The organism is Desulfonatronum parangueonense, from assembly GCF_054656975.1.
In genome coordinates this window covers 1,124,235-1,142,403 of record NZ_BAAHXH010000003.1, presented here as the reverse complement: position 1 = coordinate 1,142,403, position 18,169 = coordinate 1,124,235, and the positions used below count along the sequence as shown (strand labels likewise).

Here is an 18,169-nt window from a genome sequence, read left to right as displayed (position 1 = left end):
ATCCAGTCTTTTTCTGGCTCTGCTGAGCAGTACAAGAAAAGCGGCCTTTGTTAGTATACGTCATTCCGGCGAAATTCTGAATCCAGATAAACGAGCTCATGATATAAATCTAGCCATTCCGGGTTCAAATGTTCTATCAAATCCAATTTCCATTTGCGTTTCCAATCCTTTATCCGCTTCTCCCTCTCAATGGCTGATTGCATATTGTCATGTAACTCATACCAAACTAGGTGATGAACGGCGTAGCGCTTGGTAAATCCTTCGACCAAGTTGTTTTTATGCTGCCAAATCCTCTTCAAAAGGTCAGAAGTAACGCCTACATAGAGAGTTCCATTTCGTTTGCTAGCCAAAATATATACCGCTGGCTGTTTATTCATCGCTTCTTTCTGGATTCCGGCTTTCGCCGGAATGACGGATAAGAGTTGCATTCCCGCATTTAAGAGTTCATCCGAGAAGCATTCAGACTGGATACCGGCCTTCGCCGGTATGACTTGTCGCAGCAAGCCGTTTCCGCATCAGTCATAACGGTGACTGCCGGTTCCAGTTTTTTCCCGAATTTGCTGAATAGATACAATGCTCATTTACTAGCACAGTGTGGCTGCCTGGGGCCTTTAAACATGGTTGCGCAGCTTGAGTTCAAGGGGATGGGGGTCAAAGAAATATTGGTCCTTGAGATACGGTTCGTCGAACTTTCGGATGTAATGGTTGAGCAGGACAATGGGCACGATGAGTGGAATTCGGCCTTCCTTGAAATTTCGGAAAACCTCCAGCAGTTCCTGTTTCTCCCAGGCGGTGAGCTGCTTCTTGAAGTACCCCATGCACTTTTCCAGCACGTTGAACAGTTTGGCCTTGGTGGTGCGCAGTTGCAACGCCTCGGCCAGTTGCCGGGCATATTCGGCAAAGACCTCTTCGCGCTCCATTTCAGAGGCGTGCGCGACCAGGGCGCCCATGGACCGGTAATGCTTCGTGCTGTGCGATAATATAAGATACTTGTGGCGGGAATGAAAGGCAATCAAGGGCGACAGGGCCGGTTTGGCCGCTTCCACGTCCTGCCAGCGACGCATCACGAAGATCCGCTCAATGAAATTTTCCCGGATGCCCGGATCATGCAGACGACCATCGTCCTCCACAGGCAAGAGGGGGAAGTTTTGAATGAATGTCCGGGCAAAAATGCCCACGCCGGCTTGCCGCGGCATGCCTTTTTCCGAATAGACCTTGACTCCCTGAAGACCGCTGGAGGGCGATCTGCTCTTGAAAATGAACCCGCACAGATCCTGCCGGGCCAGCCACGCATTCTTCTCCGCCGCCCAGGCCTGCATCTGATCAGTAAAATCCTGGCCGGAACGAATGGTCACCAGACGTGGATTGTCCACTTCACCCACCAGGCGCATGGCTTCGCGGGGCACGGGCATTCCGCATTCCACTTCCGGACAGACCGGCACAAATTCCACATACTTACCCAACGTATCCCGCAGAAAACGATCCAGCTTGTGCCCTCCGTCATAGCGCACATTGTTCCCCATCAAGCAGGAACTGATCCCCAGTCGCAAAGGCCTGTCCAAGTTGCTGTTCATGATTTCCCCTTTATTGACGGTGCTCAACCAGGCTCTTCGTGGTTTTAGTTATCTGTTATCTGTTATCTGTTATCTGGATTTTTCCTGAGAACTGATAACAAACAACTGATAACAATTCCTACAATTCCTAGTTATTCTGATGGCTTGAAGCAACAAGCGCCTAAATGACCGGCAGGGTCACCAAACAGGTGGTCCCAACTCCGGGTTCGGAATGCATGGACAGGTGTCCGAGATTCTTGCGCACGGCCAGTCTGGCAATGGGCAGCCCAAATCCGGTCCCCAGGGCTTTCGTGGAAAAGAATGGAGTGAAGAGGCTTTCCAGGCTGTCCGGATCCGGGGCCGGGCCGTTGTTGAAGATGTTCACATCCAGGAATTTCGGATTGTTTTCGCTTTGTTCCGATGTGACGCGGATTATCGGCTCCTGGACTTCCGCGACGTTTTCCAGGCTGTTCTGCAGCAGATGAAAAAAAATGATCCGCAAGTCGTCGGCATCGACCAGGACGGTTGAAGGTCCGGGATCAAGGCGGATATCGATCCTGAAGGAATCAGCGGGATGAAGTTCTTCCAGGGCTGTTTTCAGGTATGCCTCCAGATTACAGGAAACCGGATGGGGCTCGCGCTGAAAGACCTCGTTGTAGGTGGCCACGTTGCGGACCATACGCTCCAGGCGATTGGCCTCCAGAAGCATGGTGTCATAGACCTCATGCTTGGGATCGTCCGGCGGGATCTGCCTTTGCAGCCGCAGCACGTTGCCCCCGATGACCATCAGCGGGTTGCGCACCTGATGGGCGATGCCCCGGATGATCTCGTGGTCGCATTTGCTCAGGGACGTGATGAAGGCGTCGGTTTCCACCAGCAGGCAAAGATCCAGGACCCGGTCCATGAGGTCCAGGGCATGGATGCCTTCACCCGCCTCGAATTTGGCCGCGCCAATTTCGCGGATGAACTTGCGGACCAGGGCGTAGGCCAGGCTGATGTAGCGATGGTCGATGCCCGCCGCGACATGATTCAGGCCGCTGCGCCATTGCGAAACCAGAAACGCTTCCTCGTTGCGGTTGTGGAAAAGGGATTCGTACCAACGGCTCCAGACCTGGATCATCCGCTCCTGCGACGGTCCGTGGTCCAGGATGATCCTGGTTGCCGGAATAGAATGAAAATGGTCGAAGATGCGGTGGGCAAACTCGATCTTTTCCGGCAAAAACACCTCTGAAAAAGCGTTGATCCGGGCAAAGTCCTCTTCAACCACGCCCAATTGATTCTGGAAGCTGCGCAGGCGATCCAACGGCGCCGGCATGCCCGCGAACACGGCCTTATTGGGTGCGCCTATTCCTGGAGGCATTGCCGCTCCAAAGCGACCAGATCGGCGTAGGTTTCCCGCTTTCTGGCCAGGATGACGTTGCTGCCGTCCACCAGGATCTCCGCGGCCCTGGTGCGCGAATTGTACTGGGACGACATGGTGAAGCCGTAAGCGCCGGCGGAAAATACGGCCAGCAGTTCGCCGGATTTGACCTCAGGCAACTCGCGATCCCGGGCCAGAAAGTCGCCTGTCTCGCAAATCGGTCCGACCACGTCCACGTTGCGAACGGGCCGCTGCTGGGGAACGACTTCGGCAATGCCATGGTGGGATTGGTAGAGCGAAGGGCGGATCAGGTCGTTCATGGCCGCATCCACAATAACGAAGTGCTTGGTCTTGGTGGATTTGGTGTACACGACCTCGGTCACCAGAATGCCGGTGTTGCCGGCGATCACCCGCCCCGGTTCCAGAATCAGCGTCAGGTCCATGTCCTTGAGTTCCTGAACCAGGGCCTGGCCGAATTCCTTGGGATGGGGCGGTTCCTCCTGGTCGTAGGTGATCCCGAGCCCGCCTCCCAGGTCGAGAAACCGGATATCCAGTCCCAGATCCTTGAGCTTCGCATGAAAATTCTTGATCCGTCGGAGAGCTTCGAGAAAAGGATCAAGGGATGTGAGCTGGGATCCGATATGGCAGTCGATGCCGATGGGCTCGATGCCCGGCAGGGCCATGGCCAGCTTGTACGCTTCCAGGGACTGCTCGATGTCCAGTCCGAACTTGTTTTTCTCCATTCCCGTGGAAATGTAGGGATGGGTTTTCGGGTCCACGTCCGGGTTGATGCGCAGGCTGATCCGGGCCACCTTGTCCATTTCCTGAGCAATCTCGTTGATGCGGTGCAGTTCGTCCACGGATTCCACGTTGAACATCAGAATGTCCGCCAGCAGCGCTTCCCGGATCTCGCCGGCTTTCTTGCCCACCCCGGAATAGACGATCTTGCGGGCCGGCACCTTGGCGGACAGGGCCCGAAACAGCTCGCCGCCGGAAACAATGTCCATGCCCGCGCCAAGATCGCTCAGCAGACGCAGGATGCACAGATTGGAGTTGGCCTTGACCGAGAAACAGGTCAGATGCGGCAGATCGGCGAAGGCAGAGTCGAATGCCTGGAAATGACGCTTGAAGGTTGCCGTGGAATAGACGTACAACGGCGTGCCATATTCCGCGGCCAGTTTCCGGACCGCCACATCCTCCGCGAACAGTTCGCCATCGCGATATGTAAAGTGATGCATTAAGATTTCTCCTTCTAGCTATCCTGATCCAAGTCGTTCCCGCCAGCTCTGGAGCAGGGTCAGGGCCTGCATTGGACTGAGGTGGGCGGGGTCCTGTTTGCGGAGCTGATCCAGGATTTCGCTTTCCGGTCCCGGCGGCGTTGCCGCGGGCGATGATTCCATGCCGGGCAGGGCTTCCCGAAGACGGGGGATTTCGCGGGACGATATCTTGCTCGGTTTCCTGGCATCCAGGCCTTCGAGAATTTCCTTGGCCCGGGCAATAACCCCGCGAGGCACTCCGGCCAGTTTGGCCACCTCGATGCCGTAACTGCGATCCGACGGCCCCGGCACCAGCCGGCGCAGGAAAATGATCTCTCCCTTCCACTCCTTGACCGCGATATTGTAGTTGCGCACCCCCGGGAACCGGCCTTCCAGGGAGGTCAGCTCATGGTAATGGGTGGCGAAAAGCGTCCGGATGCCGCCTTGGCCCTGCCGGACCAATTCTTCCACCACGGCCCAGGCCAGGGCCAGGCCGTCATAGGTGCTCGTTCCGCGGCCGATCTCGTCCAGGATGACCAGGCTGCTCCGGGTGGATTGCCGGAGAATGCGCGCCGTCTCGATCATCTCCACCATAAAGGTGCTTTGCCCGAGACTCAAGTTGTCCGATGCGCCGACCCGGGTGAAGATGCGGTCCGTCAGCCCGATCACGGCTTCAGAAGCGGGAACGAAGGAGCCAATCTGCGCCAGGATGCAAATCAGGGCGGTCTGGCGCAGGACAGTGGATTTGCCGCCCATGTTCGGGCCGGTGATGATCAGTACCCGGCGCTGGGCGTCCATGACCACGTCGTTGGGAATGTAGTCCGCGCTCCCCTGACAGGCTTCGATGACCGGGTGCCGGCCCGCGGTGATGGCGATATCGAGTTCAGCGGTAACCACGGGTCGCGACCAGGACCATTTCCGGGCCGCCTCGGCCAGAGCCAGCCAGACGTCCAGGCGGGCCACGGCGTCGGCCATGCGCATCACCCTGGGACGGTACTGGTCCACCAACTCCCGCAGTTCCTGGAACAGGCGGTACTCCAGCGACTTGCGCTCGTCCGAAGCGCCAAGCAGACGATCCTCCAGTTCCTTGAGTTCCGCTGTGATGAATCGTTCGCTGGACACCAGGGATTGACGCCGCTCGAATCGCTCCGGCAGGGTTCCGGACTGGGACCGGGAAAGTTCAAAATAGTACCCGAAGACCCGGTTGTAGCCCAGCTTGAGCTTGGACAGCCCTGTCTGTTCCTGCTCCCGCCGCAGGATTTCCTGCAGCTTGCCCTGGCCGTGCTCCACCAGTTCCAGCAAGCCATCCAGTTCGGAGTGGTATCCGGACCGAAAAATGCCGCCGTCCGTGACCAACAGGGGAGGGGAGTCCACCAGGGCCCGGCCCAGCAGATCGGTCAGCTCCGGCAGATTGTCCCATGTATCCAACGTGATCCGGAGCAGAGACGGCAAGTCTGTCTGTTGCTCGTTCGGCTGCGTGTTGTCCGGCAATTGCGGTTGCGGCAGGTTGCGGAGCAGGTGCTCGATTTCGGGCAGATGCCGGATACCCTGAAGCAGAGCGACAAAATCCCGGGGAGAGGTCCGGTTCATGGTGATCCGGGTGCAGATCCGTTCCAGGTCCGTGGTCTTGGCCAACAGGCGGTTCAGTTCGCCGCGCAGTTGCTCCTGGAGGAGAAAAAAGGCGACCACGGCCTGATTGTCCTGGATGGGCCGGAGTTCCTTCCAGGGATATTGCAGTCTGGTCTCCAGCATTCGCCCGCCCATGGGGGTTCGGGTCTGGTCCAGGACATGCCACAACGTGCCGGGGCCCCTTCCCCCGTCCATGCGCCGGAATATCTCCAGGTTGCGCAGGGTGACCTCGTCCAGGAGCAGAAAATCCCCCGGATGAATGATCCGGAAAGATTGCAGGTGATCCGGATCCCGTTTCTGGGTCTGCTTCAGATAGGCCAGCAGCGCGCCGAACGCCTGGATGAGTTGCGGTTTGTTCTCCAGATCCAGGACCTGGAGGTCCGCGACGCCCTGAGCTTTGAGGACACGTTCGCGAGCCTGGCCGAATTCAAAAAATCCGCGCTGGGGCAGGGGAGTGATCCGGGCTGCGATGTCTCCGGCCTGGATGGGCGGACGCTGGTGATCCGGCAACAGGAGTTCCCGGGGCGCCAGTTTGGAAACCCAGGACCAGATCTGCATCTGTCCGCGGATTCGAATGCCGGTGCACTCTCCGGTGGAGACGTCCACCCAGGCCAGCGCGCCCCAGTCGGTCTGGGCGTCCCGGAACAAGGCTGCCAGGTAGTGGTGCTCCTTGGCTTCCAGGCCGGCGTCCTCGATCAGGGTGCCCGGGGTCAGGACCCGGGTCACGGCCCGTTTGACCAGCCCCTTGGCCTCTCGCGGGTCCTCGACCTGATCGCAGATGGCGACCTTGATCCCCTTTTTCAGCAACTGCGTCAGGTAGGAATCACAGGCGTGGTAGGGCACCCCGCACATGGGCACGGGATGTTCGGCATTGGGATTTCTGCTGGTCAGGGCGATCTGCAGTTCTCCGGCGGCCCGTTCCGCGTCCTCGAAGAACAGCTCGTAAAAATCGCCCATCCGGAAGAAGAGCAGGGCATCGGGATGCTCGGCCTTGATGCTCAGGTACTGCTCCAGCATGGGAGTCAGCTTGAGGGGTGCGGAATCATTCATTCAGGTTGCGCCGAAAAGAAATGGAATGCCAGGCGCCGCAGCGAGGGCAAACGAAAAAGACCGACTCGCGTTTCAGGCCGCACTGCCGGCAGGCGTAGTTCTTGACCTCCCGGGCCCGGGAAATGAAGAAGTCCAGCTGCACGTCCAGGCTTTTGGGCAGATCATGGTTTCTGCGCGTCAGTGCCAGGAGCTCGAGACGCGCCAGCCAGAAATTGGAATCCAGAAGCAGGCATTTCTCGAACCAGATCCGGGCTTCCTCCTGGCGACCGTGATCCAACAGAAGCAGACCCCCATAGTACTGGAGCAGCATGTCCTGGGGATAGCCGGATAGACTGGCCAGAATGCCTTCCAGCTCATTCATGTCGCTCACGGCGCCAGCTGTACAGGAGCCTTCCCTGGAGGTGGTCAACAGGCCCTCCAGAAGGGCGAACCGCATCTGCTCCGGAACCTGCCCCATGGCCTGGTCCAGGATTTTGGAAGGCTTGCCTTTTTCCAGGCCTTTCCAGACGCGCTGCAATTTCTCAAGCCAGGCTTCGGTGGAGCCGGGGTACACCTTCAGGGCCCGGTCGATCCATTTGACAATCTGGGAGCTTTTCGGATTGTCCCGGCATTCCTTCTGGGCCTGGCGGACGAGATAATGCGCCTCGGCAATGTTGTTTCCGAGTTCGACGTAATATTTGGCCGCCTGGAGATACTCCTCGGAGTCGGCGCTGAGCCTGGCCAATTCGTGGTTGATGGCCGGATTGTTGCCGGCGATTTTCCGCGCCTGCTGAAAGGCGTCGAAAGCCCGGTCTACAAAGCCGCCGCGCTTGTAGTCGCGGCCAAGTTCATACAAGGCCCGGGCCTTGAACTCCGGATGCAATCCAGGGCGCAGAATCAGGTTCTGGCGAATGTGCACCGCCCGCTCGATTTCCCCCTGGGAACGATACAGATTGCCCAGAGCCAGGTAGATCTCCACGGCGTCCGGATTGTTCTTGACCACCCGGCTCAGCTCGTTGATGGCCGAGAACGTATCCTCCGAAGGCGGCAGCAGCCCATCGGCATGCACTTCGCCGGGAAAGCGGTCGCCTCCGGTGCTTTTGGAGGAGAAAAATGTTTTAATCCAGCCGGACATAGATGAATTTCCTGGGATTATCGATCTTGAGAGGACGGGAAAGGCAAGAGATTGAAGGACCGAGGCAAATTTGTTCTCAATTTCAATCAAACGTAACTACTCAGCATAAGTTTTTACTCCGATAATCGGTATCGGGGTCGGTATCGGAATCGGTATCGAAAACATTGTATTGCCCTTACACATCGCTTCGCTTCGATACCGACCCCAACTCCGACCCCGATACCGGTGTCAAACTCGGCAACAGTCTGAGTTTGCTGAATAGTTACAATCGAACAAACAATACGATACAGTCATTGCAGACAGGGCTTGATTCCAATCGAAATCGAAATCCAAATCGATATTGGGATCCGAATCAAATCAAGAGGTCCGCGGCAAAAACGAAGGTGATGCGTGATCTCCATCCGATTTCGATTTCGATAAGAAAGTGCTTGAGATCAAGTTTGTCCTGTTTGCACGCATCTATACGGTGTAACAAGGTGGGTGAAAAACCGCCGGCCCGTGTTCCAAAGTGCCGGATCCTCGCGGCCATGTGTCCGGATCCGACTGTTTTCAGCACCGTGAAGACAGATGACAATGCCGAAACATCGGCAGGTCGTCAGCCTCACGGAACCGGAAACTCTTCCTCACGTTCAGCCGGCGGGTTTGTTCCGCGCATGCGACTTTGTTGATTTCAACACGCTGTTGGAAAGAATACCATGTGACGTGTGAGAGTAGCGCAATACTCAGGTTCTACGTGTTTTCTTCACGCTTTTTTTCCGCCGGAGCAGAGGCTTCCTTTTCCTTCTCGGCTACCGGTTTTGCGTAAATCGTCGGAGGTTGTATTTCTTCCTTTTCGGAGGCTGTCTTCGGAGGCGTGGCCGGAGCTTTTTCAGCTTCCTTCACGGTTGCTGTCTGCGGAGGCGTGGTCGGAGCTTTTTCAGCTTCCTTTACAGTCGCTGTTTTCGGAGGCGTGGCCGGAGCTTTTTCGGTTTCCTTCGCGGCGACGGTTTTTTGGGGAGCCGTGGGATACGTTTCCTCTTCCAGGGGCAGATTACGCAACGAGGTCACTTCCTGTTCCAAGGCGGCGCGCTTGTTGTTGGCGGCCTTGAGTTCACGGCTCATGCGGATCTTTTCGCCAATGAAATAGGCCAGGCTGAAAACCGATCCGACCACGAAACTCAAGAGGACAACAAGATAGAAAGGCAGCGGCCGGGAGGCGACATGCCAGTCGAACAACTCCAGTTGCAAGACGAGTTCCTCGGAAAGCACTTCGTTGTTTTGAATGAAAAAAAGCATGGAAACGAAGAAAAACAGGATCAGAAGCAGAACCTTGAGGTAGCGCATACGCCTCTCCTTACAAGTGTGTTGAGGGTGATGAAGATATGAATAGCGGGGCCAATCTCGCATACGTTGAACAAAGATGCTCGGGTACGACTCGGGTATGCCCGCAAACCGCCATGAAGGACGTATCGCCATGCCAACGGGGCACCACATGCACATGCAGGTGCTCCTGAATGCCCGCGCCGGCGACGTCCCCCAGGTTGACCCCGACATTGAACCCGTCCGGGTTCAATGCCTGACGCAATGCCTGAACCGAGCCGCGAATCCAGTACATCATCTCGGCGGATTCCCTGTCGTCCAGGTCGGTCAGGTCCGGGACATGACGCCGGGGCGACACCATCAGGTGGCCGTTGGCATATGGATACCTGTTCATGATCACAAAGCAAAGCGCCCCCCGGGCCAGAACAAATTGTTCACGGTCCGTGGAGGTGGATTCCGGGATGCAGAAAACGCAATCGTCCGCCTTGGGTCCAAGAATATATTCCATTCTCCAGGGCGCGAAAAGAGTGTCCATGGGGGATAAATATCCAGGAAAATCTACATTTACAGAATTTGACTCAAGAATTTTTTGGTCCGAGGATGCCGGGTCTGTTCGAAGAACTGTTCCGGCGTCCCTATCTCGACGATCTCCCCCTGATCCATGAAGACAATTCTGTCGGCCACCTCGCGAGCAAAACCCATTTCATGCGTGACCACGGCCATGGTCATGCCTTCCCGAGCCAGGGTGACCATGACGTCCAGCACTTCGCCGATCATCTCCGGATCCAGGGCGGAGGTCGGCTCGTCGAAGAGCATGATCTTCGGGCTCATGGCCAGGGCCCGGGCAATGGCGACCCGCTGTTTCTGCCCGCCGGAAAGTTGCGCCGGATAGACGCTCGACTTCTCATCGATTCCGACCTTTTTCAACAACGCCATGGCCATGGTTTCGGCCTTGTCCCGCGGCATCTTGCGGAGCTTGATGGGAGCCATGGTCAGGTTTTCCAGAGCCGTCCTGTGGGGGAACAGGTTGAAGCTTTGAAACACCATGCCCATGTCCATGCGCATGGCATTGATGTCGTTTTTCGGGTCGTTGATGTCCTTGCCGTCCACGGTGATGGTGCCGGAATCAATGGTTTCCAGGCGGTTGACGGATCGCAGGAGAGTGCTTTTGCCCGAGCCGCTGGGGCCGATGATGACAACTTTCTCCCCGGCGTGAATGTCCAGAGAGACGTTGTTCAGCGCCTTCAGCGGGCCGAAAAATTTGTAGACGTTGGTAATGCTGATGATCTTGCTAGCGTCGATCATAGTAGCTCAACCTTTCTTCCATGGTGCTGACGATCTTGGACAGCAGCAGGGTGATCACCAGATAGACCAGGGCAACCATGGTGTAGGTCTCGAAGTAGTTGAAGGTCACGCTGGCGAACTCCCGTCCGCGTCGCAGGATGTCCGAAACAGCCAGGATGGAAACCAGGGAACTGTCCTTGAGCAGCGCGATGAATTCATTGCCCACCGGCGGAAGAATGGTCCGCCAGGCCTGGGGCAGAATAACGTAGAACATGGTCTGGGTGCGATTGAATCCCAGGGACCGGGCGGCTTCGGTCTGGCCATGATCAATGGATTCGATCCCGGCCCGGAAGACTTCGCCCATGTATGCGCCGTAGCAGATCCCCATGGCGATGACCGCGGCCACCAGAGGCGGCATGTTCCGCAAGAAGATGAAGAGCGCGTTGGTTTCCGGCAGATTGGCAAAAACCTGCCCCAATGCAAAATAGATGTAGAACAACTGGACCAGCAGCGGAATGCCCCGGACCACTTCCACATACGTGGAGGCGATCAGGTTGATGAACCTGTTCTTGGAAATGCGTCCCAGGCCCGTGAACAGGCCGATCACGAGCGCGAGCAAAATGGAGAGGATGGTGACCTGAAAGGTGACGACGATGCCGTCGGGAAGAAACTTGATGATCCGCAAATAGGGATCGGGCCGGGACAGGCACAGGTAAACAATGATGCTCAGCGCTCCGATAAGGGAAATCCACCAGGCATTGAAAAGGCCTTTGTCACGCTTGCGTGGAATGGCGGCTCCATCCCCAACTTCAATCACCACATTCTTGTCGGCCATCGTGCACCCTCAGTGACTTACTGCTTCAAGCCTGTCACAAAAAATAAGAATTGATATCAGCTACTTGTTTGCAGTTATCGTAACTGCTCAAAAAGGTTGGGCAACCAAACATCGCGGGTCAGTGCTGCCTGGACCCCGGCCTGCGCCGGGGTGACGACCCAGGGTGCTTGCGAACAAGGCACACCATTCCGTCCTACCGGCGCAGGCCGGGGTCCAGGAGAGGCAGTCCAAAGTTTTTGAGCAGTTACCAGTTATCAAGAAAACCCAGATAACAAGTAACTGATAACTGGGTTGCGGGCAAAGCCCGCTTCAGGATTGCGGATGACGGAATCCGGCCCTTCGTCAAGCGAAAAGGCCGGAATCCGTTTACGTCAGCCGGAGAAAAAAGCTATTCCCCGCCGAACCACTTATTGAAGATCTGATCGTATTCGCTGCTGGCCTTCACCTGGGCCAAGGCGTTGTTGATGAGCGTCAGGGCTTCCTCGTCGCCTTTCTTCACTGCAAAGCCAAGATATTCAGGCTCATCCGGCTCGATCAGGAAAGCCAGCTTCAGTGTTTTGGAAAGCTCCGGATGGGTCAAGGCATAGTCAGCGGCCACGGCGTCGTCGGCAATGGCGGCGTCGATCCGGCCGTTGGCCAGGTCGATGACGGCCAGACCGATTTCATCGTAGCTTTTGGCGTTGTTACCGGCAATGCGCATGGCGGCAAAGTAACCCGTGGTGCCGATCTGGGCGCCCACGGTCTTTCCAGCCAGATCTTCCTCCGACTTGATGGGAGAATCCTGCCGGACCACGACCCCTTGCTTGACCTCAAAATAGGGGTCGGAGAAGTCCATGGCTTTCCTGCGCTCTTCGGTGATGGACACGGAAGAGGAAATGGCATCATATCGGCCCATGGCCAAGCCGGCAAAAATTCCGTCCCAGGCGGTATTCTGGATCCTTGCCTCGAATCCGCCCACCCGGGCCATGGCATTGACCAGATCAGGACCAAAACCGACGCATTCGCCGGCTTCGTTCATCATTTCCATGGGGGGCCATGTACAGTCGGAAGCGAACACAAGAGTCCGCTGAGCCCAAGCCGTTGAACTCATGGCCACCAGAATCAAGGCCGTCATCAACAGTCGTTTCACCATTCTTCGAAACCTCCGTTTGTTGCTGAAATGAAAAATCATTGAACAAGAAAACAACACCTTCCACACCACGTGCCTGTAAAGTGTTGCCCCGTCCAGGTCAAGAACCTGGACAGACAGGATGGATGGTATCGGCCTTCATCCATCGAAATCGCAATCGAAATCGCAATCGAAATCGAAAAAATGCCGCTATCCGCTTATAAGACTACCGATTGCGATTTCGATTGCGATTTCGATTTGGATTGCCGTGGTAGCGCATTTATCAGAGAGGTGTTCGGGGCTGGATCGTCATTGTCGCTCCCGCGGAACCTCGCCTTGGGACTTGAGACGCGACACCAGTTCTCCGGCCAGGGCCAGCTGGCTGTTCCGGTCAATGGCCTTGCCGTCGATCATGGCCGCATGCAGGGTCCGCAGGACGTCGGAATAGACGGGGCCGGGGGTAAGTCCCATGGCCTTGAGATCCTTTCCGGTCACGGAGACCTTCTGGGTCTTGAGTTGCGTCAGGAACAGGGAAATGTGCCGCCGCATCTCCTCCTTCTGGCTGCGGGCCATCAGATACAGGATGGACTCCAGGGGCAGGGGATCGAGGATGAAAAACAGTTCGCTCAGGCTGCCGGTCCGGCCCTGCCATTGATGCAGCTGTTGAATCGTTTCGGTCAGGCCGTCGCGCACTCCCTGGAAATAGCGTTCGTCCCTGTCTGAAAAGTTCAAGCGACGCATGAGGATTTGGAATTGGGCATTGTCCAGGTTCGACGCCAATCCCAGCATGAATACCTTCCATGACTGCACATGCGGTTCCAGATAGAGCAGGCGATACCAGTTCAGGACCCGTTCCACCTCTCCCAGAATGTTTTCCAGGTGATCCGAGAATTTCAGCAGCGGATGCAGAACCTGCAGGAGATTGAAGGCGTCCATGCGCCGGAAGCAGGCAAGAACCTCCTTTTCCTCCATGATCAGATACAGTTCGTGAAAAAGACGTCCTCCGGACAGCTTCTGGAACAGGTTCAGGTTCAGGGCGTTCTTGATCAACCGTTCGGTCTGGCGGTCCATCCGAAAATTGTAGCGCTGTTCAAAGCGGATGGCCCGCAGGATGCGTGTCGGATCTTCCACGAAGCTCAGGGAGTGCAGGACCCGGATATTGCGCTCCTTGATGTCCTTCTGGGCGGAAAAGAAGTCCACCAGGTTTCCGAACTGGTCCGGGCTCAGGCGCACGGCCAGGGCGTTGATGCTGAAATCGCGCCGGTAGAGATCCATCTTGATGGAGGACAGCTCCACCGTGGGCAGGGCGGTGGGGTACTGGTAATATTCCAGACGGGCCGTGGCCACGTCCACTTTCTGGCCGTCCGGAAGGATGACCACGGCGGTCTGGAATTTCTTGTGCATCCGGATGCGGCCCCCCAGCTTGCGAGCGAGTTCCTGGGCGAATTCGATGCCGTCGCCCTCCACCACCAGATCGATGTCCAGGTTTGGCCGATCCAGCAGGATGTCCCGCACGAAACCGCCCACGGCATAGACGCTGACCCCCATTTCCCTGCCCAGGGCGCCCGCCTGCTCCAGGAGGCGGAAAATGTCCGCCTCCAGCCGCGACCGGAGCATGTTCTTGATGTTGCGCTCGTTTCGGCGTTCCGGGAGCAGAAACTCCGGTATTCGTGCGGATTCCTGGATGAAGATAGTAATCAGATCGGTGCGGGTGATCACGGCGATGACCTGGCCGTGCTGGGCCACCGGAACAAGGCGCTGCTTCAGCCCCAGAATGATCTCCATGACCGCGTAGAGATCATCCTCCGGCGATACCATGGCCACATCCCGCTGCATGTACTCCTCAACAAAAAGCTGTCCCAGTCCGTGCCCCACGGCCCGGTCCGACAGCTGGTGCTCCAGGATGCCGACGCAGAACCCGTCTTCGCGAACCACCGGAATGGCCTTCAATCCATAGCGGGTCATGATTTCCGTGGCCTGGATCAGGGTTGTCCCTTCGGGAACGGTGACCGCGGGCTTGGACATGAAGTCGCGGACCAGGATTTGCGGGTTGATGTGCGAGTAGAGCAGGGCGAACAGCTCTTCCTTGATTTCGGACAGCGTGCGGTCCTTGATGGTCGCCGAGGCGGCATAGACATGTCCGCCGCCGCCGAAAAAGCCGCAGATCCGACCCGTGTCCACTTCCGGGCGACGGCTGCGGGCAATCAGGTGCACCCGGTCGTTCATGCGGGCCAGAGCGAAGAGCACGCGGATGTTCTCCATGTCCACGAGCTTGTGCACGAGCACGGCGAAGTCGCCCACGTATTCATCAACGCTGACTTCGGTGATTACCACCTCGATGCCGTTGATGTCGTGAATGGTGGCAGATCCCAGCATGGTATGCAGGAGATGGACTTGCTCCGCACTCAGGTCCCGGGTGATGAGGTCGGAAACCGTGTTCAGGTCCATGCCCTGGGCCAGCAGCCAGGATGCGGCGTCAAAATCATGGGTGGTCGTCGAGGAAAAGGTGAAGGAGCCGGTATCCTCGTAGATGCCCAGCCCCATGATCGTTGCCTCGTCCGGGTTCACGGATATGGAACGCCTGCGGATTTCATCAATCAGGATCGCCGTGGTCGACCCCCAGGGCAGAACCACGGATTTTTCGGCAGGCAAATCCTCATCAGAGTCCGGATGGTGGTCGTAGGCATGAATGACAAGACCGGACTGTTCCAGGACGGCGCGCACGTGATCCAGTCGCGAACGCTGGCGGGTGTCCACCACCACCAGCAGTTCCACGGCGGAAACGTCGATCTCTTTCATGGACTGGAAATTGAAAAGATAGGTGGCGCTTTGGATGAAGAAATTGCGCAGGTTCTTTTCCTGGCTGCCGGGAAAGATCAGTGCTGCGTCCGGATAGAGTTTTCCCGCGGCCACCATGGCCGCCAGCGCATCGAAATCCGCGTTGTTGTGGGCCGTGATCAGGGTCTTGGGGGTGGATGAGGACATTGGATGTGTTGTTTATTCGCGCGGTTCACCGGAAGACGCTTTTTCCTGATCGCCCCGCGGATGATGACGGCAGTGCTGGCTCTTCAGGCGCGAGGACTGGACATGGGTGTAGATTTCCGTGGCCAGAATGTCGGCGTGGCCGAGCAGGATCTGCACGGTGCGCAGGTCAGCTCCGCCTTCCAGCAGATGCGTGGCAAAGGAATGGCGCAGGGTATGCGGTGATATGGGCTGCTGGATGCCGGCCTTGCGCGCGTATGTCTTGATCAGTTTCCAGACGCCTTGCCTGGTCAAACCTTTGCCTGAACGGTTCAGAAAAAGAAAGTCCGATTTGGGAAGAAAGGCCGGACGCCAGGACTGAATGTATATTTCTAGCAGGTTTCGAGCCGAATCGTGCACCGGCGTGATCCGTTCCTTGCGACCCTTGCCGAAAACCCGGAGCAGGCCGGTCTGCAAGTCCACGTCCAGGGGGCGCAGGGCAATCAGCTCGGAGACCCGCAAGCCGGAGGCATAGAGCAGCTCAAGCATGGTTCGGTCCCGAAAGCCCAGCTTGTCGTTGACATTGGGCCGAGCCAGCAATTCGGTGACTTCCTCCCGGCTGAGCACGTCCGGAAGGTGCCGGGGCAGTTTGGGATTTTCCAGCTTCTCCAGCGGATTGTCCTGCATCAACCGCTCCTGAACCAGGAAAGCGAACAGTCCGCGCAATGTAGCCAGATGCCTGGCCAGCGAACGGTTCTGCAAGCCGGACTGTCGCAGATGCAGAAGATAGAGCAGGCCGCTCTGGGAGGTGAATTTCTCCAGAACGATGTTTTCACTATTCAGGAACCGCTGCAGTGCCTCAAGGTCCATGGTGTAGGCGGCCACGCTGTTTTCCGCAAGGCCTTTTTCCACGAGAATGAACTCCAGAAAGCGGTCCATCCAGGGGTGCAGGGCAAAGGCGTCAGGTCGCGGCATGGTTGTCGGATTCGGTCGTGCAAATCGTCGTCCGCGATCCGGCCGGCCGTGATTTCACGGCCGCGAAATACAGGATTTGACTTACACGGCAAGTCTTTTTAATCAGCATGTTGGCGTTGAGCTGTATTGATTTCGCTCACAGGGTAGATTTTATATGAACTCCTCAGCCACCAGTGGCGAGGAGTTCATTCCATTACGTTTAGCATTCAAGGAGTCCACACACATGCCGAATTTCAAGCCGGCTGAGCGTTTGGCGCTGTTGCCGCCCTATCTGTTCGCGGAAATCGATCGAGTCAAGAACGAAGTCAAGGCCAAGGGTGTTGACATTATTGATCTTGGAGTAGGGGACCCGGACCTGCCGACTCCGAACTTCATCATTGAATCCATGAACAAGGCCATTACCAAGGGCGAAAATCATAGATACCCTTCTTACTCGGGATTGAACACCTTCCGGGAATGCGTGGCAAAATGGTATGGCACCCGCTTTGGCGTCAACCTCGATCCCAAGTCCCAGGTACTCAGTCTGATCGGTTCAAAAGAGGGATTGGCCCACTTTCCCCTGGCGTATGTGGATCCCGGGGACCTGGTCATCACCAGTACGCCCAATTATCCGGTTTATCCCATTGCCACCATGTTCGCCGGCGGAGAGACCTATTTTGCGCCCCTGACCGAGGACAACAACTTTCTGCCCGACCTGGACGCCATCTCTCCGGATATCTGGAAAAAGGCCAAGATCTTCTTCCTGAATTATCCGAACAATCCCACATCCGCCATGGCTCCCCGCAGCTTCTACGAGCAGCTGATCGCCAAGGCGAAGGAGTACAATACCATCCTGGTGCATGATGCCGCCTACTCGGAAATGTACTACAATTCCGAAAACAAGCCGTTGAGCATCCTGGAAATTCCCGGCGCCATGGATGTGGCCATCGAGTTCCACTCCCTGTCCAAAACCTACAACATGACCGGATGGCGTGTCGGCATGGCCGTGGGGAACGCAGAATTGGTCCAGGGACTGGGAAAAATCAAGAGCAATATCGATTCCGGAATTTTTCAGGCCGTCCAGGAAGCCGGGATCACCGCCCTGGAAGATGGCGAGTCCTTTGCCCAGGAAATGCGGGATATCTACAAAGGCCGACGCGACGTCGCCGTGGCGGAATTGTGCAAGATCGGCCTGGATTGCCGCTCGCCCGAAGCCACGTTCTATATCTGGACCAAGGTGCCCAAGGGCATGGACTCCGCCGGCTTCGTCACCAAGGTGCTCCAGGAAACCGGAGTCGTGGTCACCCCGGGCAATGGTTTCGGCGCCCCTGGAGAAGGGTACTTCCGCATCGCCCTCACTGTGGGCGAGGACCGGCTGCGCGAGGCTCTGGGCCGGATCGCCAAACTGTAGGGCAGGGCAGAAGGTAGCAGGGCAGAGGTCAGGAAATCGCAACGAAGACTGACCCTGGACCAGCGCAGGAAACGTAAACCCTGGAAACGCGGGGCTCCGTACCCGCTCTTCAAGAACTGCGAGTTCAGAGCCTCGCGTTCCCGGCAAAGGCAGCCCACGCCCCTCGAAACCTTCTTCGATAAGGTCGAAACCCATATTTTTTTTTGGTAACCAATACACGTTATCTGATCTGCCTCCGGCAATCGGGGGCAATATCGGAATCGGTTTCGAGAAAGTTGTGGCTCCCTCCGCACGACTTCGTTTCCGATCCCGATACCGAATACCGACAGAGATGCCTAACTCGGCAACAGGCAGG

At 57.0% G+C, this 18,169-nt stretch carries 14 protein-coding genes; 1 reads left to right on the top strand and 13 read right to left on the bottom strand.

The window, feature by feature from the left end; translation table 11 throughout:
* Window positions 1-50: 50 nt before the first annotated feature.
* From ACYQ15_RS05425 to xerD, 13 genes are all read right to left on the bottom strand, one after another.
* Complete coding sequence (locus tag ACYQ15_RS05425) at window positions 51-503, bottom strand: GIY-YIG nuclease family protein (protein ID WP_459936508.1); 453 nt, start codon at window positions 501-503, stop codon at window positions 51-53.
* A gap of 108 nt (window positions 504-611) precedes the next feature.
* The gene (locus ACYQ15_RS05420; RefSeq protein WP_459936507.1) at window positions 612-1,574 is read right to left on the bottom strand and encodes a YbgA family protein; all 963 of its coding nucleotides are present in this window, start codon (window positions 1,572-1,574) and stop codon (window positions 612-614) included.
* A gap of 160 nt (window positions 1,575-1,734) precedes the next feature.
* The gene (locus ACYQ15_RS05415) at window positions 1,735-2,913 is read right to left on the bottom strand and encodes an ATP-binding protein (protein WP_459936506.1); all 1,179 of its coding nucleotides are present in this window, start codon (window positions 2,911-2,913) and stop codon (window positions 1,735-1,737) included.
* Complete coding sequence (lysA, locus tag ACYQ15_RS05410; protein ID WP_459936505.1) at window positions 2,898-4,151, bottom strand: diaminopimelate decarboxylase; 1,254 nt, start codon at window positions 4,149-4,151, stop codon at window positions 2,898-2,900. Before lysA ends, ACYQ15_RS05415 begins: the two co-directional genes overlap by 16 nt.
* Before the next feature lie 18 nt (window positions 4,152-4,169).
* Window positions 4,170-6,848, bottom strand: coding sequence for a DNA mismatch repair protein MutS (gene mutS, locus ACYQ15_RS05405; RefSeq protein WP_459936504.1), 2,679 nt, complete (start codon window positions 6,846-6,848; stop codon window positions 4,170-4,172).
* A complete protein-coding gene (locus ACYQ15_RS05400; RefSeq protein ID WP_459936503.1) occupies window positions 6,841-7,962 on the bottom strand; it encodes a tetratricopeptide repeat protein in 1,122 nt (373 codons plus the stop codon). The genes mutS and ACYQ15_RS05400 overlap by 8 nt, the downstream gene beginning before the upstream one ends.
* A gap of 729 nt (window positions 7,963-8,691) precedes the next feature.
* Entirely contained in the window at window positions 8,692-9,285 is a 594-nt protein-coding gene (locus ACYQ15_RS05395; RefSeq protein ID WP_459936502.1) for a LapA family protein, read from the bottom strand.
* Window positions 9,286-9,295: 10 nt separating this feature from the next.
* A complete protein-coding gene (locus ACYQ15_RS05390; RefSeq protein ID WP_459936501.1) occupies window positions 9,296-9,796 on the bottom strand; it encodes an HIT family protein in 501 nt (166 codons plus the stop codon).
* Between the two features lie 29 nt (window positions 9,797-9,825).
* A complete protein-coding gene (locus tag ACYQ15_RS05385) occupies window positions 9,826-10,566 on the bottom strand; it encodes an amino acid ABC transporter ATP-binding protein (protein WP_459936500.1) in 741 nt (246 codons plus the stop codon).
* Entirely contained in the window at window positions 10,553-11,380 is an 828-nt protein-coding gene (locus ACYQ15_RS05380) for an amino acid ABC transporter permease (RefSeq protein ID WP_459936499.1), read from the bottom strand. The genes ACYQ15_RS05385 and ACYQ15_RS05380 overlap by 14 nt, the downstream gene beginning before the upstream one ends.
* 388 nt (window positions 11,381-11,768) lie before the next feature.
* Complete coding sequence (locus ACYQ15_RS05375) at window positions 11,769-12,512, bottom strand: basic amino acid ABC transporter substrate-binding protein (protein WP_459936498.1); 744 nt, start codon at window positions 12,510-12,512, stop codon at window positions 11,769-11,771.
* A gap of 285 nt (window positions 12,513-12,797) precedes the next feature.
* A complete protein-coding gene (locus ACYQ15_RS05370) occupies window positions 12,798-15,473 on the bottom strand; it encodes a CBS domain-containing protein (protein WP_459936497.1) in 2,676 nt (891 codons plus the stop codon).
* A gap of 12 nt (window positions 15,474-15,485) precedes the next feature.
* Entirely contained in the window at window positions 15,486-16,424 is a 939-nt protein-coding gene (gene xerD, locus ACYQ15_RS05365) for a site-specific tyrosine recombinase XerD (protein ID WP_459936496.1), read from the bottom strand.
* Window positions 16,425-16,647: 223 nt separating this feature from the next.
* Between xerD and ACYQ15_RS05360 the strand changes: the two genes are divergently transcribed.
* Window positions 16,648-17,814: an LL-diaminopimelate aminotransferase gene (locus ACYQ15_RS05360; RefSeq protein ID WP_459936495.1), complete on the top strand. Its 1,167-nt coding sequence runs from the start codon at window positions 16,648-16,650 to the stop codon at window positions 17,812-17,814.
* Window positions 17,815-18,169 lie beyond the last annotated feature (355 nt).

Bases quoted from the DNA above. Each gene is read 5' to 3' on its own strand.
- ACYQ15_RS05420 (WP_459936507.1), bottom strand. From the start codon at position 1,574: ATGAACAGCAACTTGGACAGGCCTTTGCGACTGGGGATCAGTTCCTGC.
- ACYQ15_RS05415 (WP_459936506.1), bottom strand. From the start codon at position 2,913: ATGCCTCCAGGAATAGGCGCACCCAATAAGGCCGTGTTCGCGGGCATG.
- lysA (WP_459936505.1), bottom strand. From the start codon at position 4,151: ATGCATCACTTTACATATCGCGATGGCGAACTGTTCGCGGAGGATGTG.
- mutS (WP_459936504.1), bottom strand. From the start codon at position 6,848: ATGAATGATTCCGCACCCCTCAAGCTGACTCCCATGCTGGAGCAGTAC.
- ACYQ15_RS05400 (WP_459936503.1), bottom strand. From the start codon at position 7,962: ATGTCCGGCTGGATTAAAACATTTTTCTCCTCCAAAAGCACCGGAGGC.
- ACYQ15_RS05395 (WP_459936502.1), bottom strand. From the start codon at position 9,285: ATGCGCTACCTCAAGGTTCTGCTTCTGATCCTGTTTTTCTTCGTTTCC.
- ACYQ15_RS05390 (WP_459936501.1), bottom strand. From the start codon at position 9,796: ATGGACACTCTTTTCGCGCCCTGGAGAATGGAATATATTCTTGGACCC.
- ACYQ15_RS05385 (WP_459936500.1), bottom strand. From the start codon at position 10,566: ATGATCGACGCTAGCAAGATCATCAGCATTACCAACGTCTACAAATTT.
- ACYQ15_RS05380 (WP_459936499.1), bottom strand. From the start codon at position 11,380: ATGGCCGACAAGAATGTGGTGATTGAAGTTGGGGATGGAGCCGCCATT.
- ACYQ15_RS05375 (WP_459936498.1), bottom strand. From the start codon at position 12,512: ATGGTGAAACGACTGTTGATGACGGCCTTGATTCTGGTGGCCATGAGT.
- ACYQ15_RS05370 (WP_459936497.1), bottom strand. From the start codon at position 15,473: ATGTCCTCATCCACCCCCAAGACCCTGATCACGGCCCACAACAACGCG.
- xerD (WP_459936496.1), bottom strand. From the start codon at position 16,424: ATGCCGCGACCTGACGCCTTTGCCCTGCACCCCTGGATGGACCGCTTT.
- ACYQ15_RS05360 (WP_459936495.1), top strand. From the start codon at position 16,648: ATGCCGAATTTCAAGCCGGCTGAGCGTTTGGCGCTGTTGCCGCCCTAT.